General features: G+C 44.1%; 23 protein-coding genes. 6 read left to right on the top strand and 17 right to left on the bottom strand.

Annotated features, from left to right (window positions below):
- Positions 1-17 precede the first annotated feature (17 nt).
- From purF to ACXAH2_RS09000, 10 genes are all read right to left on the bottom strand, one after another.
- Positions 18-1526 (bottom strand): amidophosphoribosyltransferase, encoded by a 1509-nt coding sequence (gene purF, locus ACXAH2_RS09045; RefSeq protein ID WP_475078006.1) that lies wholly within the window; start codon positions 1524-1526, stop codon positions 18-20.
- Positions 1527-1608: 82 nt separating this feature from the next.
- A complete protein-coding gene (locus tag ACXAH2_RS09040) occupies positions 1609-2124 on the bottom strand; it encodes a CvpA family protein (RefSeq protein WP_475078005.1) in 516 nt (171 codons plus the stop codon).
- 89 nt (positions 2125-2213) lie between these two features.
- Positions 2214-2768 (bottom strand): SPOR domain-containing protein, encoded by a 555-nt coding sequence (locus tag ACXAH2_RS09035; RefSeq protein ID WP_475078004.1) that lies wholly within the window; start codon positions 2766-2768, stop codon positions 2214-2216.
- The gene (gene folC, locus ACXAH2_RS09030; RefSeq protein WP_475078002.1) at positions 2765-4027 is read right to left on the bottom strand and encodes a bifunctional tetrahydrofolate synthase/dihydrofolate synthase; all 1263 of its coding nucleotides are present in this window, start codon (positions 4025-4027) and stop codon (positions 2765-2767) included. The genes ACXAH2_RS09035 and folC overlap by 4 nt, the downstream gene beginning before the upstream one ends.
- Positions 4028-4031: 4 nt before the next feature.
- A complete protein-coding gene (gene accD / locus ACXAH2_RS09025) occupies positions 4032-4901 on the bottom strand; it encodes an acetyl-CoA carboxylase, carboxyltransferase subunit beta (protein ID WP_475078001.1) in 870 nt (289 codons plus the stop codon).
- A gap of 32 nt (positions 4902-4933) precedes the next feature.
- Positions 4934-5740, bottom strand: a complete 807-nt coding sequence (gene trpA / locus ACXAH2_RS09020) for a tryptophan synthase subunit alpha (RefSeq protein WP_475078000.1) — start codon at positions 5738-5740, stop codon at positions 4934-4936.
- Positions 5737-6927 carry a tryptophan synthase subunit beta gene (gene trpB, locus ACXAH2_RS09015; protein WP_475078051.1) on the bottom strand — a complete coding sequence of 397 codons (1191 nt, stop codon included), beginning with the start codon at positions 6925-6927 and terminating at the stop codon, positions 5737-5739. The genes trpA and trpB overlap by 4 nt, the downstream gene beginning before the upstream one ends.
- 13 nt (positions 6928-6940) lie before the next feature.
- Positions 6941-7558, bottom strand: a complete 618-nt coding sequence (locus tag ACXAH2_RS09010; protein WP_475077999.1) for a phosphoribosylanthranilate isomerase — start codon at positions 7556-7558, stop codon at positions 6941-6943.
- Entirely contained in the window at positions 7542-8366 is an 825-nt protein-coding gene (gene truA, locus ACXAH2_RS09005) for a tRNA pseudouridine(38-40) synthase TruA (protein ID WP_475077998.1), read from the bottom strand. The genes ACXAH2_RS09010 and truA overlap by 17 nt, the downstream gene beginning before the upstream one ends.
- On the bottom strand, positions 8359-10626 hold the full coding sequence (locus ACXAH2_RS09000; protein WP_475077997.1) for a motility hub landmark protein FimV: 2268 nt from the start codon (positions 10624-10626) through the stop codon (positions 8359-8361). The genes truA and ACXAH2_RS09000 overlap by 8 nt, the downstream gene beginning before the upstream one ends.
- Before the next feature lie 761 nt (positions 10627-11387).
- Between ACXAH2_RS09000 and ACXAH2_RS08995 the strand changes: the two genes are divergently transcribed.
- On the top strand, positions 11388-12293 hold the full coding sequence (locus tag ACXAH2_RS08995) for an alpha/beta hydrolase fold domain-containing protein (RefSeq protein ID WP_475077996.1): 906 nt from the start codon (positions 11388-11390) through the stop codon (positions 12291-12293).
- 88 nt (positions 12294-12381) lie between these two features.
- Here the strand turns inward: ACXAH2_RS08995 and groL are convergent, their stop codons facing one another.
- From groL to ACXAH2_RS08980, 3 genes are all read right to left on the bottom strand, one after another.
- Entirely contained in the window at positions 12382-14028 is a 1647-nt protein-coding gene (gene groL / locus ACXAH2_RS08990) for a chaperonin GroEL (RefSeq protein WP_475077995.1), read from the bottom strand.
- 59 nt (positions 14029-14087) lie between these two features.
- On the bottom strand, positions 14088-14378 hold the full coding sequence (locus ACXAH2_RS08985) for a co-chaperone GroES (protein ID WP_353668550.1): 291 nt from the start codon (positions 14376-14378) through the stop codon (positions 14088-14090).
- Between the two features lie 128 nt (positions 14379-14506).
- Positions 14507-14977: an FxsA family protein gene (locus ACXAH2_RS08980; protein WP_475077993.1), complete on the bottom strand. Its 471-nt coding sequence runs from the start codon at positions 14975-14977 to the stop codon at positions 14507-14509.
- A gap of 63 nt (positions 14978-15040) precedes the next feature.
- On the opposite strand from ACXAH2_RS08980, the gene ACXAH2_RS08975 reads away from it, so the two are divergent.
- Positions 15041-15328, top strand: coding sequence for an MGMT family protein (locus tag ACXAH2_RS08975; protein WP_475077992.1), 288 nt, complete (start codon positions 15041-15043; stop codon positions 15326-15328).
- Positions 15329-15388: 60 nt separating this feature from the next.
- On the opposite strand, the gene ACXAH2_RS08970 is transcribed toward ACXAH2_RS08975, so the two are convergent.
- The gene (locus ACXAH2_RS08970) at positions 15389-16288 is read right to left on the bottom strand and encodes a LysR substrate-binding domain-containing protein (protein WP_475077991.1); all 900 of its coding nucleotides are present in this window, start codon (positions 16286-16288) and stop codon (positions 15389-15391) included.
- A gap of 114 nt (positions 16289-16402) precedes the next feature.
- Between ACXAH2_RS08970 and ACXAH2_RS08965 the strand changes: the two genes are divergently transcribed.
- The 3 genes from ACXAH2_RS08965 (at position 16403) to ACXAH2_RS08955 (ending at position 21426) form a co-directional block, all read left to right on the top strand.
- On the top strand, positions 16403-17554 hold the full coding sequence (locus ACXAH2_RS08965) for a TauD/TfdA family dioxygenase (protein WP_475077990.1): 1152 nt from the start codon (positions 16403-16405) through the stop codon (positions 17552-17554).
- Between the two features lie 99 nt (positions 17555-17653).
- Positions 17654-19390 carry a BCCT family transporter gene (locus ACXAH2_RS08960; RefSeq protein WP_475077989.1) on the top strand — a complete coding sequence of 579 codons (1737 nt, stop codon included), beginning with the start codon at positions 17654-17656 and terminating at the stop codon, positions 19388-19390.
- Between the two features lie 299 nt (positions 19391-19689).
- Complete coding sequence (locus tag ACXAH2_RS08955) at positions 19690-21426, top strand: BCCT family transporter (RefSeq protein ID WP_475077987.1); 1737 nt, start codon at positions 19690-19692, stop codon at positions 21424-21426.
- Positions 21427-21532: 106 nt separating this feature from the next.
- On the opposite strand, the gene ACXAH2_RS08950 is transcribed toward ACXAH2_RS08955, so the two are convergent.
- Positions 21533-22018, bottom strand: coding sequence for a YajQ family cyclic di-GMP-binding protein (locus tag ACXAH2_RS08950; RefSeq protein ID WP_475077986.1), 486 nt, complete (start codon positions 22016-22018; stop codon positions 21533-21535).
- An 82-nt stretch (positions 22019-22100) separates the two neighbouring features.
- Between ACXAH2_RS08950 and ACXAH2_RS08945 the strand changes: the two genes are divergently transcribed.
- Positions 22101-23048, top strand: a complete 948-nt coding sequence (locus ACXAH2_RS08945; RefSeq protein ID WP_475077985.1) for a ketopantoate reductase family protein — start codon at positions 22101-22103, stop codon at positions 23046-23048.
- 54 nt (positions 23049-23102) lie between these two features.
- On the opposite strand, the gene ACXAH2_RS08940 is transcribed toward ACXAH2_RS08945, so the two are convergent.
- A complete protein-coding gene (locus ACXAH2_RS08940) occupies positions 23103-23936 on the bottom strand; it encodes a CvfB family protein (protein WP_475077984.1) in 834 nt (277 codons plus the stop codon).
- Between the two features lie 59 nt (positions 23937-23995).
- Positions 23996-24550, bottom strand: coding sequence for a DUF1415 domain-containing protein (locus ACXAH2_RS08935; protein ID WP_475077983.1), 555 nt, complete (start codon positions 24548-24550; stop codon positions 23996-23998).
- Positions 24551-24635: the final 85 nt, after the last annotated feature.

Here is a 24635-nt window from a genome sequence, read left to right as displayed (position 1 = left end):
CATAGGTTCAAACAGTGTCACATAGGATGCATCATATCACTCGCTTGCACCGCTTCAATGGAAGCTTTATTTTTGTCATTACGGCTGCCTTCCAATTGCATTAAGTAATCCACATCAATATTTCCAGCAATATAAGTCGCATCAAATACTGAAGTATCAAATTCTCGAACCTCAGAGTGCTTCTCATCAATACAAGCTTCGATCAGATCTTGTAAATCTTGGAAAATCAACTTGTCAGCACCAATCAACTGACAAATTTCATCTGCTTCACGATTATGAGCAATCAATTCTGCCGCAGCCGGCATGTCGATACCATATACGTTCGGATAACGCACTTCTGGCGCGGCAGACGCTATGTAAACCTTCTTTGCCCCCGCTTCCCGTGCCATCTCAATGATTTCTTTACTAGTGGTTCCTCGCACTATGGAGTCATCTACCAATAGTACGGTTTTGTCTTTAAATTCAAAAGGCACAGGATTCAGCTTCTGGCGTACGGATTTTTTACGCACCGCTTGCCCTGGCATGATGAAGGTACGACCAATATAGCGGTTTTTTACCAAGCCTTCACGAAATGGAATATTCAAGGCTTGGGCAATTTGCAGGGCTGCAGTACGACTGGTATCAGGAATGGGAATCACCACATCAATATCGTGATCTTGCCATTCGCGTTGAATTTTCGCCGCCAGACGGTCCCCCATGTTCATACGTGCTTTGTAAACAGAGATACTGTCAATCACCGTATCTGGACGAGCAAAATACACGTATTCAAACAAACAAGGACGCGCCGCTTTCTTCGGTGTGCATTGACGAACATGCACCTTGTGATTCACATCTAGGAAAATGGCTTCGCCTGGTAAAATATCACGCTCAACTTTAAAACCAGCAGCATCCAAAGCCACACTTTCAGACGCCACCATGTATTCAATGCCAGCTTCGGTTTGACGAGAACCATAAATCAAAGGACGAATGCCGTCTGGATCACGAAACGCCAAAATGCCATAACCGGTAATCAAGGCAACCACTGCGTAGCCACCTTCGATGCGCTTGTAAACACGCTCAAGCGCATTAAAGATATCTTCTGGGGTGGGGACCAACTTGCCCTCTTCATGTAACTCGTGAGCCAACACATTGACCAGCACTTCAGAATCCGACGTGGTATTAATGTGACGCAAGTCAGATTCAAAGACTTCCTGTTTCAATTTCGCGGTATTGGTCAAATTACCATTGTGCGCAAGGGAAATACCGTAAGGGGAATTAACATAGAAAGGCTGAGCTTCAGCAGAACTGGAAGTGCCTGCCGTTGGGTAACGAACATGGCCAATACCAATGTTACCCAGTAATTTTTTCATATGGCGAGTGCGAAACACTTCGCTAACAGGTCCATTGTCTTTACGCAGACATAAACGTCCATTATGGCTGGTTACCATACCTGCAGCATCCTGCCCACGATGCTGAAGAAGAGTTAATGCATCAAAAATTGATTGATTAACCACCGACGTGCCTACGACACCAACGATACCACACATTATCTAGATCCTCGTGTTGGGGAATTGCGACTTGATAAGTCGCACGATTTTCTTTCAACTATTTTTTGTCACTGAGTTGTGACTAATTACCAAGGGCACGATCAATGAGAGTCGAATCCATTAGTTCCGAGCTCTTGCCTAACATGTCACGTGTCCAATCATTCAATTGACCTAACTGGGGGATCAACTGCGATGTTTTCCAAAATTCTGTTTCTTGTATTGCTGGGCTAAGGCTGAGCAGAGACACAAAGGCCACCACAATCAAACTGCCACGAGCAAAACCAAATAACATACCCAATACGCGATCGGTACTGGATAAACCTGTCACTTGAATTAACGAACCCAATAAAAAGCTTACCAATGCGCCAACGACCAAAGAGGCGACAAACAAGGAGATAAAGGCCACAATGTATCGTATTTGGTCATTCTGGACTTGTTCAACTAACAAGGATTGCATCTGATCTGAAAACTTTACGGCCACCACAAAGGCCACAATCCATGTCAGCAGCGATAATATTTCTTTGACAAAACCACGTTTTAAACTCAACAAAGAAGATAGCACTACAACGGCCACGATCAGCCAATCAACGGTTGTCATTTATGTCTTTACTCCATCAACATCTATTAATCGCTGCGGAGTGTAACAGATGAATTAGGGATTCAAAATACTGACTTGAAAGCCTGTGATCAATTCACCGAATACTTAACAACCAGCCCCGCTAAGCCAAACTCTTTTTTTATGTCATCACGAATTTTTTTCGACGTTTCACGTTTAAATTCAGGTCCCACAAACACCTTATAAAGCGCGTTAGTGGTGATACTGTAGGCGTCGTAATTCGCTTCTTGTAACTTGCCAACCAGCCGCGTTGCATTGTCTTTACTTTTGAAAGTAGCAATTTGCACGGTCCAACGATCGGCGGCAGGCGTCACTGTTTTTTTCTCAACCTTAACCAGCTCAACTTGGCTTCCTTTTGCCTTTTTCGCTTCGTCCACTGCCTTAGTAACAGGGATTAGCTCAATATTCTGAGGGTCTTTAGCAGCCGTTTGCTGAGTATTGATTTCTTGTACGGACTTCACTGGAGCAATCTCTACTACTTCAAACGCCGGTGGCTCAGAGACCACTACTTGCCGATCCAATTCTGCCGGTCGTTCTCCATCAAGCACCAAAGGTAATACTATGGCCGCGGAAGCTACTATTAAACCAGCGCCAATGAGTCGATAGGTCAAGGCTCTATCTATCATAATTCATGCTTTCCCTTAGCCATTTGCAAATACTCTGAGACAGTCACAAACGAACCAAACACTAGGATGGCACGATTTTCCATCAATGCTTGCTGTTGTGCTGCTTGAAAGGCCTGTGACACCGTTTCAAAAGCGTGGCAAGACACTGACGAGGTGTCTGTTTCTTCGCTAATTAATGAAATAAGTTGTGCGGCTTTCGCCCCTCTAGGGCCAGTCAAATCAGCACAATACCAAGCCGTAAAACAACTCGCTAAGCTGGTGATCACACTTTTAATGTCCTTATCGTGTAACATGCCACACACGGCAATAGGTTGACGCTCAAACCCTGCTAGACGCTGCTGAAGTTCAACAGCCGCTTCCGGGTTATGAGCCACATCAATATAGACATCGGGCTGTTGCGCAACACGCTGAAAGCGTCCTGTTAATTCAGCCTGAGCGAATAGATTTAAAAGCGCTTCATGCTGCGGAGCCAATCCCATGTAAACTAAGACAGCGACTACGGTCGCGGCATTTTGTAATGGCAAAGATGGAATAGGTAAATGGTCAAAACGCACGTCATGGTTGTGCCAAGACCAAGTATCGCCAGACACTTGAAAATAAAAGTCTTGGCCCTTTTGCTTCAAGATGGCACCAATCTCAGCAGAGGTTTCTGCAATGCTGGCCGGGGGATTCACTACCCCACTGATCAAAAAACAATCTCGACGCGCAATACCTGTTTTCTCTCGGCCAATGACTTCAATGTTATCACCTAGCCAATCCACATGATCTAGGGCAATGGAGGTCACCACCGCCACATCCGCATCCACCATATTGACCGAATCCAAACGACCACCTAAGCCTACTTCCAATACCCAATAATCCAACTGAGCATGATGAAAAATCCACAGTGCGGCTAAGGTACTGAATTCAAAGTAAGTTAATGCTATATCACCACGTGCTTGCTCAATGGCTTCAAAAGCCTGACAAATTACATCGTCAGCGCAAGCTTCATTATTGATGGCAATGCGCTCGTTAAAATCAATGAAGTGAGGTGAAGTGTAGGTGCCAACAGAATGGCCTTGTGACACCAGATATTGGGTTAACATGGCACAGGTAGAACCTTTACCATTGGTGCCAGACACTGTGATGACTTGTTGATTTGGTCTGCCTAAATTCAGCTTAGCAAGGACACGGTTACCTCGCTCTAAGCCCAACTCAATTTCTGCGGGATGCTGGCTCTCAATATAAGAGAGCCAATCCGCTAATGACGTATGTGTCATTGAGTTATGCAACCTTATGATGGGTTAGCATTGCAAGGATATTAAACAATCGATCTCGCATTTCATCACGCTTAATGATCATATCCAAAGCACCTTTATCCAATAGGAATTCGCTGCGCTGGAAGCCTTCTGGCAATTTTTCACGTACCGTTTGCTCGATAACACGAGGCCCAGCAAAACCAATCAAGGCATTTGGCTCAGCCACGTTCAAATCACCCAACATCGCCAAAGACGCAGAAACACCACCAAACACAGGATCCGTCATCACAGAAATATAAGGGATGCCCTCTTGCTTCATACGCTCAAGACCGGCACTGGTTTTCGCCATCTGCATTAAAGAAATTAACGCTTCTTGCATACGTGCACCACCACTGGCAGAGAAACACACCAATGGAATACGTTTTTCAAGACACACATTTACCGCTTGGATAAAACGCTCACCCACAATGGCCCCCATGGAACCACCAAGGAAACTAAATTCGAAAGCAACGGCAACCACAGGCATGCCGTTCAACTCACCTTGCATCGCAACCAAGGCATCTTTCTCACCTGTGGCTTTTTGCGCATCGGCAAGACGATCTTTATAGCGTTTAGAATCTTTAAACTTCAGTTTATCTTCTGGCTCAAGGTGGGCACCAATTTCCACACGACCTTCTTTGTCCAAAAAGATGTCTAAGCGACGACGAGCATTGACACGTAAGTGATGATTACACTTAGGACACACTTCTAAATTCTTTTCTAACTCTGGGCGATACAAAACGTTTTCACATTTTGGGCACTTCTTCCATAAACCTTCCGGTACAGAACCAGATGACGTACGACGCTTATCACTACGTACAATAGAAGGTACAAACTTATCTAACCAGCTACTCATTTATTTCTCCATACTTCTTTAATTGCTGCCACTCAGGCGTCCATTTCACTACGCATCGGAGCCAAAATTGCACCCAGAGCGTCAGCTATCTGTTCTATCTGTTGATCTTTATTTTCTGCTATCGCGTTAACCAATACACTGCCGACAATAACACCATCTGAACAACGGCTTACTGCGGCGGCGGTTTTCGCATCGCGAATACCAAAACCTACCCCAATGGGTAAATCGGTCACACCGCGCAAACGATCAACATGATCTTTCACACTGTCCACATCCAACTCGCTTGAACCCGTTACTCCTTTAACGGAAACGTAATACACATAACCGGATGCTAAATCACAAATCTTCTTCGCGCGTTCCATTGTCGTGGTTGGTGACAACAGATAAATTAAATCAATTTCATTTTGTCGGAAGCATTCTACTACATCTGTCGCCTCTTCTGGAGTCAGATCTACTAATAAAACACCATCCACACCAGCTTGTTTGGCTGCATCGGCAAATGTCTGATAACCGTAAAACTCAATTGGGTTCAAATACCCCATTAATACAATAGGCGTAGTTGAATTGCCTTGACGAAACTCAGCGATAATATCCAATACTTTTCGGACACTAGTACCAGCGGCTAAAGCACGCTCGCAAGCCAGCTGAATTACCGGGCCATCGGCCATAGGATCAGAAAACGGCATACCGATTTCGATCACGTCTGCACCCGCATCAACCAATGCATTCATCATGGTCACAGTAAACTCAGGCGAAGGATCGCCTGCTGTAATATAAGGAATGAGCGCCTTTTTACCAGATTTTTGTAGATTTTCAAAACATTGCTTTATTAGGCTCATACTTCAATCCCATCCAATTCTGCCACGGTCAAAATATCTTTATCACCACGACCAGACAGATTCACTACCACTAGCTGATCAGGACGCATACGAGCAGCCAATTTCATACCATAAGCAACCGCATGACTGGATTCCAATGCTGGCATGATACCTTCCAACCGAGTCAAATCACGAAACGCCGTCATCGCCTCATCGTCATTAATCGCCACATAGTTAGCACGACCGACATCTTTCAACCAAGCATGCTCAGGACCAACGCCTGGATAATCCAATCCAGCAGAAATCGAATGCGTTCCTATAATCTGACCATCATCATCGGCCATGACATAAGTACGATTACCATGTAACACACCTGGACGACCAGCAGACAAAGGCGCTGCATGACGACCCGTTTCCACACCATCACCACCGGCTTCAACACCGTACATAGCCACAGATTCATCTTCAATAAAGGGATAGAACATGCCAATGGCGTTTGAACCACCGCCGACACAAGCCACCACCGCATCCGGTAAACGACCTTCTTGCTCCATACATTGCTGCTTCGCTTCACGACCAATCACCGCTTGAAAGTCACGCACTAACTTAGGATATGGATGCGGGCCAGCTGCAGTACCTATGATGTAAAATGTATCGTCCACATTACCAACCCAGTAACGCATGGCTTCGTTTAAAGCGTCTTTTAAGGTTTTGGTACCCGATTCCACTGGCACCACTTCCGCACCCAGCAATTTCATACGGTAAACGTTCAAAGATTGACGTCGAATGTCTTCCGCGCCCATGAAAACTTTGCATTTCAAACCGAGGCGCGCGGCTACGGTTGCAGAAGCCACACCGTGTTGACCCGCTCCCGTTTCAGCAATGATATTAGGTTTACCCATGTGCTTGGCCAAAAGCGCTTGACCTATGGTGTTATTAATCTTGTGCGCACCCGTGTGATTCAAATCTTCACGTTTTAAATAAATCTTCGCACCACCGGCTTTTTCAGTTAAACGCTCAGCAAAATACAAGGGCGATGGACGGCCAACATAATGGGCTAAGTCGGTATCAAAAGCGGCCTGAAAATCAGCATCTTTGGATAGGGTGTCGTACATTTTTGCCAAATCATCCAGAGCTGACATCAGAGTTTCTGATACAAACACACCACCGTAGTCACCAAAACGGCCATGCTCGTCAGGCAAATTCATTGGGATTTTTTTATTATCCACGTTTCGCTCCAGCTATAAATTCGATTACTTTGCGAGGGTTCTTGCGGCCTTTTGAAAGTTCAACGCCACCACTCACATCTACTGCATAAGGTTGCACTTGAGCAACCGCTTGCCGCACATTTTCTGGGGTCAAACCGCCGGCCAATACAATCGGTTTACTAAGATTGTCAGGAATGAGCGACCAATTAAATGTCTCACCAGTACCGCCTGGCACCCCTTTTTTATAAGCGTCTAACAATATGGCGCCAGCAGACTTATATTGTGACACACTGCACCTAATATCATCACCTTCTTTTACGCGTAACGCTTTCATATAGTGACGTCCATAAGACGCACACTCATCTTCGCTCTCATGACCATGAAATTGAATCATCCAACGAGGGCTAGCAGTAATAACCTTCTCAACCCAAGTCTTGTCTGCATCAACAAACAGCGCCACAGGCACCACAAAGGGTGGCAATTTGGCGACTATTTGATTGGCTATTTCAGGAGACACATAACGGGGACTTTTCTCATAGAAAACAAAACCCAATGCATCTGCGCCTGCCTCGACCGCCGCTAATGCGTCTTCTAAATTGGTAATACCACAGATTTTAACTCGGCAATTCATATTTCGGCTCGTCTACACTTGGTAAAAAATGTGGCCCTAATTTGCACACAGGCACATTAAAATGAGATGGGTACTCAGCATCCACAAAATACAATCCATAAGGTGGCGCTGTGATACCGCCTTTTGCCCTGTCTTTTGCATCCAAGACTTGTTGCGCCCATGCCACTGGTTGCTCGCCAGCCCCTATGGTCATCAAAACACCGGCAAAATTACGTATCATGTGATGTAAAAAAGCATTGGCACGTACATCCAAGACAATGTATTGCCCCAATGCCTGCACATCAAAGTTCACAATAGTACGCACGGGAGTGTGTGCCTGACAACCAACGGCACGAAATGAGGTAAAATCATGAGTACCAATAAAGGTTTTCGCTGCTTCACGCATACGATTAACATCAAGCGACTTATAGGTCCAAGTCACCCCTTTTGCCAAAATCGCGGGGCAAAATTCGGACTGATAAATGACGTAACGATAACGACGTGTTAAAGCACTGAATCTGGCATGAAAGTCATCAGCCACAGAGCGCGCGGCGACAACCGTAATATCATCAGGAAGGTAAGTATTAACACCCAAAGTCCAAGCGCGTTCATTACGCTCGGCTTGGGTTTCGAAGTGAACCACTTGCGCACTGGCATGCACGCCGGAATCAGTACGACCTGCACACACCACTTTTACAGTATGGTTTGCAATAACAGATAAGGCTTTTTCTAAACTTTCTTGTACACTTGGAACATCAAATTTTTGGGCTTGCCAGCCCTTATACGCTGAGCCGTTGTACTCAACGACCAGTACCACTTTCTTAGTCACTTGGGAACATTCGCTCCATCATACTTTGTGCTTCGGCAATTTGCTGTTCATTACCAGACTCAACCACATCTTCCAAAATGACTCGAGCGCCTTCTTCGTCACCCATGTCCATATAGGCTCTGGCTAAATCTAACTTGGTTGCCACTTCATCTCCACTGGCATCAAAGAAGTCAAACTCTTCTTCTTCATCACTGGCTTCTTCATCAGATGCCGCTTCTGCTTCACCAAATTCTGGTACTTCAAGCTCATCAGCTACTTCATTCTCCATCTCGGCCAGAGTTTCTTCAATGGAGTTTTCAACACTGTCGTCTGGCACACCATTAAAAATGGCGGACTCATCAACATCTTCTTGTTCATTATCTTCCAATAAATTAGAAACAAAAGATTCTTCTTCACTGTCAATTTCAGGCTCATCGAAAGCAGCAAAATCATCCGTTTCAGGTTCGGCATCCGAAGACGCTTCTTCAACCGCTTGATCAAAAACATCCAGCTCAGGTTCCATGGTCGGAATCTCATCTTCTGCTGGTTCATCTTCGTTATCATCACCTAAATCCAATACAGGATCAGGCAAGTCATCTACCTCTTCAAAACCTGGGAATTCTTCTGGCTCATCTGCATTCTCCAGAATATCTTCCGCGACGGCCTCATCCTCAAAGCCCATTTCATCGTCATCAGTCACCTCTGGGAACTCAGTTGAAGTGACCTCTTCGTCAAAAGAACGGAATTCCTCTGCTTCGCCTGCAGCCACATCTTCATCTGGCGTATCAAAATCAAAAGCAAAGGGATCTTCTTCAGGCAACTCTGGTTTTACTTCCGGCTCAGCTGGCTCCTCATCCATTGCTGCAGCTACCACAGGCGCTGCAGCGACAGTTGCTGTGGCAGGTGACAAATCAAATTCATCCTTTGACACCATCTCTTCTTCGGCTTTTTTCTTACCAGAACGGCGCATAATTAAGCCAATAAGGAATCCAAGTAAAAGGAGAACCACAGCACCAATGGAAACCACAATAGGATTGCCAAACACTTTATTGATTAGAGAGTCGGCTTCCGCCTGCTCTTTTTCACGACGAATTTGATCCGCTTCCAGTAATTGATCGACCGTATTCTTTTGTTCTTGCATGGCTTGCTGAGCGCTGGCAAGTTGTTGTTGTAACTCTGCCATCTGCTTATCTTTCAGACTAATAAGCTGTTCTAATGTTTCCAGCTGATTATTAAGCTCTGTTAGCTGATCTGATAATTCTGTTTTTTCACGCTGTTCTTTATCCAACATCTCCTGTGAAGCGGATAGTTCACTTTTTAAGGATTCCACTAACGCCGAATCATCGCCCTCATTGGAACTGGCTTCTTTCTCCGGCAATACACTTTGTCCAGAGGCCAAGGTCAATTTATCACCCGTATTTTCAGGCGTCGAATCCGCAGGTTTAGCTTCAGCCTGAGTGTTCAACTGAGCTTGTTTCACCTCGCCTTGAGTCGCTCCCCTTGCCGCTTTCAACGCCATCCAAGCATCGTGTTGACGAAGAAATTCCTCTCTGGAGATGTCATTATTAAAAAGTGCTATTTGCTCTTGTGTCGGCAAACGCAGTACCGCACCTTCTTTAAGGAGATTGATATTATCAGAATAAAAGGCATCTTTATTGAGGGCTTGAATAGCCATCATGGCTTGGTAAATCGTCAATTGATTGGAAGGACGATTGCGGCCCGCGATAGACCAAAGGGTATTCCCTCTTTGGACATTCAATTGGCCTTGTGAAGACATTTGCTGTGCCGTTTGTGCCGCTTGACGGAACACACTGCCTGAAGCCGTATTACTTTCCTCTGGAACGCTTGTCTGAGCAGCTTGCACTACTTCACTTTTGGCTTTTTCCACCAATGCAGTTTGATTAAGCGGCACTTGATATTCTCGGACAACCTGTCCACTCGGCCATCGAGCCGCAAGTACAAAGTGCAACTCATCGACCATCAAAGGTCTGTCGGATGATACAGTAACAATTAATTCACCATTATCCTGAGCCACATCAAACTTTAATTGTGATAGGACACGAGTAGGCGCAAAGCCTGCTTGACGAAATTCGCTCTCACTTCCGAGACGAACCAAAATGTCGTCTGTGGTTAATGCACCGACATCGGCAAGCTCAATTTTCCCACGGTACGGCTCATCTAAGCTCGATTGTGAGGTTAACTCACCCAACTCTAATGCGTAACTGCTAGACACATAAAGTGCACCTGACACAGCCATACTGACGAGGGTTTTTCTGAGCATAAGCTTCCCTTTATTTACAAATAACGGACACAAATATTCAACAAGTATCTTACACAGGTGAGCATTTATCAATAGCTTTAGAATCAATGGTTTGGACTTCTCAATACCCTGCTCAAATTTCACACAGATTTTACACAAATCCAACAAACTGAAAGTGGCACAATGAGAGTTTATATGTTCTGCCAACTCTGTCCCAAAGCGGAACAAATTGTTCTTTGACATAAACCCCTGAATGTAGCCCTCACCAATTTGTTGAACAAAAACCACATGCCATTTCCACAGCTTCCAACACCACTTTTGAGCTATTACCTTGGCAAAATAGATAATTTTTCAACGAACACCATAAAATTAGCATCTATTCTTTGTTCTGGCACACATTTCTCCAATTTAACCCATTCGACCAGTTCCAAAACCGCCACTGGCAAGATGCTTTTGAGGGTACAAAACCCTCCAAGGCCCTTCTGAAAAACAAATAATTAAAGGCTTCAACCACAGACAAACTCATCATGGCATTACCCATTGCCGAGTTTTCGATCAATTCCACCACTCGATCTTTGTCTTGCACTTATATCAAATTCATTTATTAAGTCAAACTTAATAAGAAATTTTTTATTATATTTTTCATAGACTTAAAAATGATTTAAATATGTCGAAAAGGCTTTTTTCCGGTCTGTGTAAAGAAACGTCTAGAATCTTCTAGACACAATTGAGAAGCGATATCATTTTTAGTAACAAACTGCTATCAGGATTATGAGGAAACCATGAAAAAATGCTTTGCTGTTACTGCCGTGATCACCGCAGTAGGATTCACTAACGCTCTGGCCACACAAAGCGATCAATCCCAAACCAGCTATCAAATCGAAAAAAACATCACCTTTAAACGCATTGACAACAAAGACATCAAACTCGATCTCTATCTACCAAAAACAAACACTGATACCAAACACCCATTATTGGTCTGGGTACATGGTGGTGCCTGGAAACGTGGCACAAAGGACGCCATCCCCAATAAAAACCCCCTATTACTTCGCTCAGTTCTTGAAGCCGGTTATGCCTTGGCATCTGTGGACTACCGCTTAAGTGGTGAGGCAAGCTTTCCAGCACCGGTACAAGACGTAAACGACGCCATTAACTTCCTAAATCAACACGCAAGTGACTACAATATAAAAGCTGATGAGTTAGTCATGATGGGACGATCCGCAGGTGGGCATTTAGCAGGATTTATTGGCGCCACAAACGCCGCCTATAACAAGGTAGATTTTTACGCTCAACCCAGCTACAAAGTCGACGCCGTCGTCAGCTTCTTTGGCCCTACCGACCTACTTGCCATGGGCACCAAAGGGGGCAAGAAAGTCGGACCAAGATCCTCTGTGTCCATGTTTCTTGGTAGCACCCCTACTGATAATCCAGAGTTAGCTAAACAAGCCTCTTCGACAAGTTATATCAACGCCAATTCCCCAGCTTACATTCAACTCCACGGGGATGAAGACAAACGCGTCCCCTTATCACAAAGCGAAAGCCTTAAAGCTTTACTGGATGAATATGGCGTAGACAACGAGCTTTATGTGGAACAAGGTGTTGGCCACAGCGCACGTATCTTTGATAGTGAGAAATACGTACCTTCCGTCATGGCATTCTTGAAAAAGCATTTTCCAGTCAATCAATAAACCTTATTGCCCTTTCACAACAAAAAAGCCCCGCTACCTTTCGGCAGCGGGGCTTCTTTTTTCAGCTAAGCTGAGCGTTGAGGGATGATTACATCATGCCGCCCATGCCGCCCATTCCACCCATGCCACCCATGTCTGGCATAGCTGGAGCGTCTTCTTTTGGAAGATCAGCAATCATAGCTTCAGTAGTGATCATCAGACCAGCAACAGAAGCGGCTGCTTGAAGAGCAGAACGCGTTACTTTCGCTGGATCTAGAATACCCATTTCCAGCATATCACCGTACTCACCAGTAGCCGCGTTGTAACCGTAGTTACCTTCGCCTTGCTTCACTTTATCAACAACAACAGACGCTTCGTCACCTGCGTTGCTGACGATTTGACGCATTGGCGATTCCATTGCACGAAGTGCTAGGGCAATACCAACATTTTGGTCTTCGTTGTCACCTTCAAGGTTAATGACTTTGGTTAATGCGCGAACGAGAGCAACACCACCACCCGCAACCACACCTTCTTCTACCGCTGCACGAGTTGCGTGAAGGGCATCGTCAACACGAGCTTTCTTCTCTTTCATCGCCACTTCAGTTGCTGCACCGATCTTGATAACCGCTACACCGCCTGCCAATTTCGCAACGCGCTCTTGAAGCTTCTCTTTGTCATAGTCAGAAGAAGAGTTAGCAATTTCAGCACGAATTTGCTCAACACGAGATGTGATGTTTGCCGCATCGCCAGCACCATCAACAATGGTTGTGCTTTCTTTTGTCAAAGTAACACGCTTCGCTGTACCGAGTTGCTCTAGGGTTGTACCTTCCAGGTTTAGACCCACTTCTTCAGAGATCACTGTTGCGCCTGTTAGAATCGCAATATCTTCTAACATAGCTTTACGACGATCACCGAAACCAGGTGCCTTAGTCGCTGCCACTTTAACGATACCGCGCATGCTGTTCACAACCAATGTTGCCAAAGCTTCACCTTCAACGTCTTCAGCAATGATCAATAGTGGACGAGAAGATTTCGCAACACCTTCTAATACTGGTAGCAAGTCACGGATATTAGAAATTTTCTTGTCAACCAATAGAATAAATGGGTTTTCAAGTTCCGCACTCATAGTATCTTGGTTGTTGATGAAGTAAGGAGAAAGGTAACCACGATCAAACTGCATACCTTCTACAACATCTAGCTCATCTTCAAAACCAGAACCTTCTTCTACTGTGATAACGCCTTCTTTACCGACACGCTCCATTGCTTCAGCAATGATTTTACCAACAGACACATCAGAGTTAGCAGAGATAGTACCTACTTGCTCAACCGCACGAGTGTCGGCACAAGGTGTGGCAAGTGCAGCGATTTCCGCAACAACTGCTTCAGACGCTTTGTCGATACCACGCTTAAGATCCATTGGGTTACGACCAGCAGCAACAGATTTAAGACCTTCTGTTACCAAAGCTTGCGCCAAAACAGTCGCTGTTGTCGTACCGTCACCTGCTACATCATTCGCTTGTGACGCTACTTCTTTGACCATTTGCGCGCCCATGTTTTCGAATTTGTTTTCCAATTCGATTTCTTTAGCAACGCTAACACCGTCTTTGGTCACAAGTGGCGCACCGAAAGATTTTTCGATAACCACATTACGACCTTTCGGACCCAAGGTGACTTTTACTGCATCAGCAAGTACGTTAACGCCTTTCAACATTTGCTGACGTGCACTGTCTCCAAATTTCACTTCTTTAGCTGACATGCTCTAATACCTTTTTAACTGTTTTAATCTTGTAATATAAATAGGAAGGACAAGAAGATTTAGGCTTCTACCACACCGTAGATTTCATCTTCTTTCATGATAAGTAGTTCTTCACCGTCGATTTTCACTGTCTGGCCAGAGTATTGACCGAACAAAACAGTGTCACCAACGCTAACAGCAAGTGCTTGCACATCGCCATTAGACTGAATACGGCCAGTGCCCACAGCCAACACCTCACCTTGTGTCGGTTTTTCTGTAGCAGATCCAGGTAATACAATACCAGATGCGGTTGTTGTTTCTTCTTCTTTACGGCGAACAACGACACGATCGTGCAAAGGACGAATATTCATCTCTCATTTTCTCCAAATTAAAACAATACCAGGACTCCCCTGGCAGGACTTATCTCGCATTCTCACGAGAATCTCTATTCGTGCTCATATATAGAGCTACTCAACTATTTTTCAACCCTAGAAAAAAATTATTTTTTATCAATTAAATCATTATCTTCGTTCTCGTATTCTCCTTCGATAATGTCACCCTCTTGGGAAGAACGATACTGACCACCAGCACGCCATTGGGCCCCTCGCGCCATCATGGAACTCATTAATTTAACCACCAACCCTGCGGCAAACAATTTGCGCAAACCAGGAATCAACAGCAAACCACCAATGGCATCCGTAACAAACCCTGGAATCAACAAACATAGGCCGGCAAATAATAACATCACGCCTTCCGCCACTTCGGATGCAGGCAACTCACCACGGCGCATTTTTTCTTGTGCTTTCAAGGAAGTTTCCAAACCTTGCTTACGAATCAAACTCACCCCTACAATAGCGGTAAGAAATACCAATCCTACTGTGGCCAAACTGCCAATTTCGCTGCCGACTTGAATCAGCACCGTCATTTCAATAATGGGCACAAGGATAAAAAGTAATAACGCGAATCTCATGATCACCTTCATTTTTTTTTCAATTAACAGATTACTATGGGCAACAAAGGGACTAATCAAGCGATGGACGAGTTTAAATCGCAAGTATTTCAAATCCTACATCAAACTCGGGCGGGAGAATGCATCAGTTACGGAGACATTGCCAAGCAGGCAGGCTTCCCTGGGTATGCGCGTCAAGTGGGTCATTTACTGAAAAATCTTCCCAGCGATACCAAACTACCTTGGTACCGAGTAATCAATGCGCAAGGACGAATCAGTTTTGCTGAAGGCACAGATGCCTACTTTCGACAAAAACAAAAGTTAGAGGATGAGGGGTGGCTGATTATCGGTCAAAAAGTTCGGCATTTATAGCTATCTTACCGCTTCTCATGAACCACCAACAGCAGCCTTTCTCTGGTCACTAGCATCATTTTAACCCTCAGCGTCAGTCAAGCGTCTCATCTCTGCCAGTAGCCAGCTCCGAAAGACATTAGCGGACTTTGATAAAGGGCGACCTTGCGGAGACGCCAGATAATAATTGTCTTTGGTGGGTAATAACACCTCAAAAGGCGCGACCACTTCGCGTTTCAAAAACTGTTTATTAAGCAAATCTGGGTACGCCAACATGACTCCCAACCCCGCCTCAACCATCAATAATGCGGATAAAAGTGTGTCTACCTTGTGCACGATGACTTGCTCTGGATCAATAGACACTTTCGCCTTATCGAACCATTGATGCCAAGAATGACTGACACCTAATACTTCAATTAATGGAAAGGCTAGCAAATCGTCAGGTGAAGACATAAGTTTTGCATTTTGCCTAGAACAGAACGCCGTCACTTCTGGTGTCACCAAAGGCTCAAGAGACACATTCGGCCATTCACCGTGACCATTGATAATGGCCAAATCATAAGTATTGTCAAAAAAATCATTATCCCAATTGGCATGGATAATTTGCAGACCAATACCAGGGTAGCGAGTACAAAACTTATTTAGGTTATTGGATAGCCATAACGACGAAAAAGCATAGTTTACTTCTAATGATAACCCTCCCTTACCAATGGGTGAAAAAATATCCGCCGTTTTACGTTGTAGATTGGTTATCAAATTCTGCACGACAGGTAAATAAGCCTGACCACTATTAGTCAATGACACTTTGCGATGATTGCGAATAAACAAATCATCTCCTAAATGATGCTCAAGTAATTTAATTTGCTGACTGACTGCGGACTGTGTGAGGTTTAGCTCTCGAGCAGCCGCACTAAAATTAAGCAAACGCGCAGCCGATTCAAATGTCTTGACCCAATTTAGTGGCGGTAGATCATTTTTCATATTTTGCATTACCTATTCTTATCAATAAACCAAAATTAAGTTGTTTGAATAAGTATTTCAATCTATTTAATATGGACGAATCTATCCATTCTTTTTTGAGGCAATATATAACACATGATCATTTCCTCCAGTTCGCCTTGTCATACCGCGCTGATCTCTCATATTGAACTGAACACTCTAAGTCTCACTGTCTTTTGGCAAGATGACAGTCAATCTGAATATCACTATTTATGGTTAAGAGATAACTGCCCTTCAGCATTTCACGCCAAAACCGGAGAACGAGACTTTGATCTATTGAGCGTATCCCCAGATATCCACCCCATCCATTACACCAATAATGAAGACAGTTTGACCATTAACTGGTCTGAAGGACAACACACGAGCCATTTTTCAAATCATTGGCTAAAACAACACAGTTACTCCAATACCTCAGATCATCATCAATCAACCAGCTATCTTAGTTGGGACTGCAGTTTTAAAGAGCGTATCCCTTCTGCTGATTATCATGCCGTAGTGGAGCAAGACAGCGCCCTGTTAAATTGGATGCAGGAACTGGATAAATATGGTCTAACCATCATCGACAACATGCCAAATGAAACCGCCGCCACTGAAACCTTAGCAACACGTATTGATTACTTACGTAGAACGAATTTTGGTACAATGTTTGATGTGGTGTCGGTTGAATCTCCCATCAATCTAGCTTACACAGCAATAGCCCTTCCCCTACACACAGATTTGCCCAATCAAGAAACGCCACCTGGTTACCAGTTTTTGCACTGCTTGGCCAATGATAGCGAAGGGGGTGAATCTATTTTCGTAGATGGTCTCAAAGTCGCGGAAGAGTTGCGCAAAGAATGTCCAGATCACTTTAAATTGCTTTGTGATCATGCTATCCCCTTTCATTTTCATGACGAAGATCATGATATTTTGCATCATCACCCCATCATCAATTTAGACAACTTCGGCAATATAGTAGAAATCAAATACAACGCTCATCTGGCGACGGTTTTCGATCTGCCTGCAGACATTATGTACGACTACTATTTGGCTTATCGTAATTTAATGGCCCGTTTTCGAGACGAACGATTCAAGATCGAATTTAAATTACAAGCGGGACAAATGGTCGTTTTTGATAATCGACGAGTCTTACACGGCCGCAATACATTTGAAGACACCAGAGGTCGTCGTCACTTACATGGCTGCTACGTTGATCGTACCGAATTCAAGAGTCGCCTCAAAACACTTTCCAAAAAAATTCTTAAATAACATAAAGTTAGATTTTATTCGTTAAAATAAGGAGTTAAACGACAAAACAATTCATTGGTCAAACCTAAAAAATTACAAGCATCGAGAGGAACATTTATTATGATGAGTAAGGAAAAGATAGACGAGTTAATTGAGACTCGTGGGGTCTTGAAAGGGCTCAATTCTACGTTAGGGATTACCACCATTAGCTTAGTAGCAGTCTTCGTACTCTATACTATCTTATTGGGAAAAACCGCAAGTCTGCAATTTCTAGGACTCAAAAACTGGATAGAGCAAACTCTGGGCTGGTATTACATTGCCCTGATGCTCGCAGCCTTTCTAGTCTGTATTTATTTTATGATAGCGAAAACAGGCAGCATACGTTTAGGACGTGACGATGAACGACCTGAATTCTCCAATTTTGCCTGGTTTTCTATGCTCTTTGGCTGTGGTACGGGTGCCGGCATGCTATTTTTCTCCATGTCAGAACCCATGATTCACTTTGCCAGTCAATGGAGTGGTGGGAACCCTTTCATGAGCGCTGAAACCAAAGCCGCTGTAAGTGAATTTTTCGCTGCTAAGCAAGCCGCTTTGGCAGCAGGCTTACTGCCAGGTGATGAAGGCTTCCCTATCCCTAGTGATCTGGTTGCTGAAGCCGCTGCCGGTGGTTTAACCTTAACGGTTTTTCACTGGGGCACCGTTGCTTGGGGTATGTACGGTATTGTTGGCTTAGCGTTAGCCTACTTTGCTTTTCGTAAAGGCCTACCCTTGTCCATTCGCTCAGCTTTGTACCCCTTAATTGGTAATCGTATTTACGGACCCATTGGTAATGCCGCCGATATTCTGGCTGTGCTTGGTACCATTTTCGGTATTTCTACGACATTGGGCTTGGGCGTACAACAAATAGGTGCGGGATTGGTGTCTCTGGGACTGATTGAGAAAACCTCTCAGACCGTTACCGTCTGTTCTATTATTCTGGTGACTTTTATTGCCACATTATCGGCCACCAGTGGCGTGGCAAAAGGCATCAAGGTTCTTTCTACAACAAACAGCTATATTTGTATCGCTATCCTGCTCTACTTCTTATTAGCAGGTTCCGGCACCAATTACATCATTGCCAGCACCCTAACAACATTAGGCGATTATATTTCTAATGTGACCTCAATGACATTATGGACTGCGCGTAGCCCTGTCGAGCGTACTTGGCAAGGTGGCTGGACAATCTTCTACTGGGGCTGGTGGATCGCTTGGGCAGCGTTTGTTGGCTTATTCATTGCGCGCATTTCTCGCGGTCGAACCATCCGTGAATTTGTTCTAGGGGTTATTATCATTCCATCTATGGTGGCCCTCGTATGGTTTGGCATCATTGGCTCTGCAGGCATTTATCAGTCAATTTACGGTGCTGATATGAGTATTTACAATGCTTCCGTACAGAACTGGGATTATGCTGGCACCATTTACGCCTCATTTGATGTACTGACGCCTGGCGTCGCTGCTATCATTGCCAAAGCGTGTGCCTTAGTCGTTGTCGTAATCTTCTTTGTTACTTCTGCGGATTCAGGCACCTTGGTATTAGGTCGTTTATTGGCTTTTGGTCGTCGTCCGCCGACACAACAACGCATTATCTGGGGAAGCGTGTTAGGCTTGGTCACTCTTATTGTCTTGCTAATGGGTGGCAATGAAGCACTAAGGGCCTTACAAGCCGCATCCATTGCTGGTGCCTTACCATTCTCTATTGTACTGATCGCCATGATAGCAGGCTTAATCAAATCCTTACGCAAAGACAGTGAGTTTTTGGTCGCAGACGAAGAAGCCGTGAAGAAGATGATCGAAAAAGAAATTGCTGATTTATCTTAATGAAACACTAGCTTAGTAAGACAAAATTTAAGCAATTTAAAACCAGAGTTTATCAAGGATACACTCTGGTTTTTTTATGACTGTACGTTACTTAGTCACGGAAATTTGTGAGAAGGCACAACAGATGAAGCGCAGAGTGCCGCCCCTCCTAACAAAGTCACCAAATAAGCAGTAACAAAAAAAACAGCAAAACTCCACACCTCATTAAAGTCTCGTTTTTTGGTTCAAAAACAGGCACTATGTTTCTAACAAAAGGATTTAATAGACAATTCATCACCCAAAAGAAGGAACTCGATAAGATGAATAGCAAGAAGTTAGATTCGATGATCGCAACCCGAGGTATCTTAAAAGGCCTCAACTCAACCCTTAGTATCACCTGCATCAGCCTCATTGTTGTCTTTGTGCTTTACAGCATTTTGCTTGGCAAAACCGCAAGTTCGCAATTCTTTAACATCAAAAACTGGATTGAGCAGACACTTGGCTGGTATTACATTGCCTTGATGCTAGCGGCATTTCTGATTTGTTTGTATTTCATGTTTACCAAAGTGGGTAGCATCCGGCTTGGTCTAGACAACGAAAAACCGGAATTCTCTAATTTTGCTTGGTTTTCCATGCTGTTTAGCTGTGGCACTGGTGCCGGCATGTTGTTTTTCTCCATGTCAGAACCCATGATTCATTTTGCCAGTCAATGGAGTGGTGGCAACCCCTTCATGAATGTTGAAACCAAGCAGGCGGTTCACGCTTTTTTTCTCGCTAAACAGACTGCATTAGAAAATGGCTTACAGCCAGGACAAAAGGGGTTTCCTGTGCCAAACGACCTAGTTGCCGATGCGGCCTCAGCGGGCTTAACGCTCACCTTTTTTCACTGGGGAACCGTTGCCTGGGGCATGTATGGTCTAGTCGGATTGTCCCTCGCCTATTTTGCCTATCGTAAGGGCTTACCCCTATCCATTCGTTCCGCACTTCACCCTATTATTGGCGACAAAATTTATGGTCCAATAGGCAATATTGCTGATATCCTCGCCGTACTGGGAACCATTTTTGGTATTTCCACTACATTGGGGCTGGGCATCCAGCAAATTGGCGCTGGCTTAGTGGCATTAGGTATTATTGAACACACAACCTTGCCCATCACCATTGGCTCCATTGTCATGGTTACGGCTTTAGCGACCTTATCTGCCACCAGTGGTGTATCACGAGGAATAAAGTCTTTAGCCACCACTAACAGTTATATCTGTATCCTTATCCTTGTGTATTTCCTCCTCGCCAGCGATGGCACCAATTATATCATTGCCAATACGTTAACATCGTTGGGCGATTTTATATCGAATGCCGTGGCAATGAGTTTATGGACAGCTCGAAGCCCTGAAGAAAGAAGCTGGCAAGGCAGCTGGACAATCTTTTACTGGGGCTGGTGGATCGCCTGGTCTGCTTTTGTTGGATTATTCATTGCGCGTATATCTCGTGGTCGAACTATCCGTGAATTTGTCTTAGGGGTAATTTTAACTCCTTCATTGGCCGCTATGTTGTGGTTTGGCATCATTGGTTCTGCGGGTATTTACGAATCCATTTATGGCACAGACATGAGCATCTACAACGAAGCAGTGACAAATTGGAATTACGCAGGCAGTCTTTATGCCGCTTTTGACGTATTAACGCCTGGAACAATCGCTTTGATTGCCAAAGGGTTTGCTCTTATTACTGTCGTCATATTCTTTATTACTGCTGCCGATTCCGGCACCTTAGTCATTGGCAGATTACTCGCATTTGGGCGTCGTCCACCTAAACAACAGCTGATTATCTGGGGCATTTTATTAGGCACAGTGACCTTAATTGTTTTATTGATGGGCGGCAAAGAGGCATTGCAAGGCTTACAAGCAGCATCTATTGCTGGGGCTTTACCCTTCTCACTTGTCGTTATTACCATGATGTATGGATTGATTAAATCGCTTCTGAAAGAGAGCGAATCAATGACTTCAATTCAGCAAGAGACAAGTGGTAATCTAGAAATGGAAAACTTTGAAAACTCAAAATAGTAAAACCTGCAGCAAACAAACCTTATTAAAAAGCCATATTCACCTTAGCAGGTGAATATGGCTTTATAATTAAGTCTGTTTAGAGTGCTGTAATTGCGACTCTAAATCAGTCACGGAAGTTAGTGAATTGCACCGGTTGACCAAGGTCAGCACCACGCAACAAGCTCATGACCTGTTGAAGGTCATCACGCTTCTTACCTGTCACACGCAATTGCTCCCCTTGGATTTGGGCTTGCACCTTGATCTTACTGTCCTTGATCATTTTTACTATCTTTTTGGCTTCCGCCGTTTCGATGCCTTCTTTCATTTTGATGGCTTGTGAAACACGCATACTGCCTTTATCAACGTCTTCTTTTTCAAGGCTTTTTAGATCAATACCACGTTTCACCAATTTCTGATTCAAAATATCCGACAATTGAGTCAGTTGTGGCTCTGCTTCCGCGTGCATAACAACACTGGTTTTATCCTTAATTTCAAAGCTGGCTTTTACCCCTTTAAAGTCATAACGTGTGGTAAGTTCACGATTAGCTTGGTCTACCGCATTGCTGACTTCATGCCAGTCCAATTCAGAGACAACATCAAATGATGGCATTTTCTGCTCCTATGCATTTTCAATCAATTCATTTGGCGCGATAATAACAAGAAATGAAATGAAACACCTAATGGATCACCTTATGAAACGAACTCGTTGGTTAGTGGTCGGCTCAGGCGCCATTGGTCTTCTTTGGGCCTGTAAGCTGAAACGACTCGATCACAAAGTGCATATGGTCTACCGAAGCACCAACCCCGGGAAACAAATCACTCTTGATGCCCATGTTGATGACTACGGTGAACAACAGGCTGAAACTCAGATCTATAAAATCAAACCCTTCACCGTTGCAGAGTTAGAAAAACAATATGACCGGGTTTTGTTCTGCACCAAATCCTTTGATCTGGTTAATGCTTACCAACAAATCGCACCACACTTAACCAAAGACGCTGAGGTAATTTGTTTGTGCAACGGCATGGGGGCACAAGCTGAATTGGCGAAAGTAATGACACCAGAGCAAACCCTATGGGCAGGCGTTACCAACGAAGGGGTTCTAAAAATCGATATTAATCACATCAAGCACACTGGGCTTGGCGATACCTTCGTTGGGCAATGGAACCGTGAATCAACAATGAAGACCTGTCCATTAGAAGGCTTTGGCGTCATCAATATTCATCAAAGGATTCTCGAAAAACTCGCAGTCAATGCTGTCATCAACCCCATTACAGCCATTTTCAACTTGCATAATGGCGACATTCTCAATGATGAATATCAAAACTTGATACAAGCCACTCTCACTGAACTGGCAAGTATTTTTACCCACCCGAAGTTTACTTACGCTGAACAGAGCCAACACCTAACCTATAACAACCTGAAAAATCGCGTCGAAACCGTGGCCAAATTAACGCGCTTAAATCGCTCTTCCATGTTTGAAGATTTGCGCTTGCAACGTCAAACCGAAAACGACTTTATCTCGGGCTTTTTGATTCATCACAGCCCGATCAATCTCAAAGTTCAGCCCTTACTCCATGAAGGCATAGCTCACCCCGAACGACGTGCTGAAGTACAAAAAAAACTGCTAAACCTTGCTTAGCAGTTTTTAATCAGATCCGAATTTAATGGAAAAACGACTGCGCTCACTCAAACATTAGAGCTTAGTAATCTTTTCCTTGGTTAACGCAATTTTCTTCTCTTTGTACAAGGCACCTAAGGCTTTTTTATAGGTTGCCTTACTTACCTTAAAAACTTTATAAATGGCTTCAGGAGACGCTTTGTCCGTTAAATCCGATTCACCACCTTGGGCATCCAGATAGTCCAGCACATCGTCCAAAATATTTCGCACTTTTTTATAACCCACTTCCTGTAAGCTGATATCGATCTTACCGTCTTCACGCATTTGCTTAATATAGGCGGTGGTTTTCTCACCTTTACGCAATTGGCGAAAAGCATCTTCAAAAAACAACACCCCCCAGAAGCGATTATCGATAATGCATTTAAAGCCAATATTGGTCTTATCACCCACCACAATCGACACCTTGTCACCTACTCGATAAGGAGCCTCTTCACGATTCAACAAAGGATCGATTTTGGTAGTCGCCACGATACGATGTGTGTGTTGATCCAAGTAGATAAACATTAAATGAGTTTCACCTTCCTCAACGCGATTCTTTTGTTGGCTAAAAGGCACCAACAAATCTTTTGGCAAGCCCCAATCAAAGAAAGCGCCAACCTGATTCACCGCCACCGCTTTTAAGGCCGCAAACTCACCTACTTGCGCTTTTGGAAAATCCGTCGTGGCAATCAATTTATCGTCCGAGTCCAAATAGACGAAGACTTCAATAGCATCACCCAGCGCCAAATTTTTCGGCACATAACGTTTCGGCAAAAGGATTTCACCCAGTGTTTCAGCATCCAAATAGACGCCAAACTCTTTTTCTTTCACAACGCTTAAGGTATTTAAGCGCCCAATTTGTGTGGCCATGGTTTCTCCGGCTAACAATTTTTCCCGCACTATACTGACTTATCCTGGTATCGCAAGTGTTAGTTTGCACTCATGCAAGCTTGAAAAATGTCTTCCAAGCGTTTTTTTCCCAATGCTTCCATTTTGCTGATGTTGTCACTCGGAATATTTGAGGTATCACCATAAAAGGCAATGGCTTTATCCAAACTGGCTTCACGAAGAATATGCAACATTGGATAGGGCGAACGATTGGTATAATTCGACACATCTTCGTCTTCTGTTCCGGCAAAGCAATAATTAGGATGAAAAGTCGCCAATTGATAAACGCCTTCACAACCTTGATCAAACATTAAGTTTTCCGCCGTTTCGACAAAATCCAAATAACGGTGAAAGTCTTTAAACAGGGTTGGAAAAATCAACAAGGTAGTTTCCGTGTCTGAATGTTCATCTAACCATTGAATTTCCGTCATTAACTCTTCTAAAGCAATGTCTACTTTCTTTGAACGCAACACCACCAAACGCACAGTGTCATTGTCAATTTCACGTTTCGCAAAAGGACAAACATTGTGTTCCACAATAAACCCTTTTACCCAATTCATGGTTTGGTGAATCACCAAGTCGTCTGATAGCAACATAAATTATCTTCTTATAGTCAATGGTAATACTCATCTGCAAGCAATAAGCCAAAAACCCACTTTTGTAAAACGGCTTTTGATTTCG

It is taken from the genome of Marinomonas sp. ABL3_031 (assembly GCF_056161265.1).
Note: the sequence above shows the minus strand (reverse complement) of the source record. Positions and strands in the feature narration are given on the sequence as shown.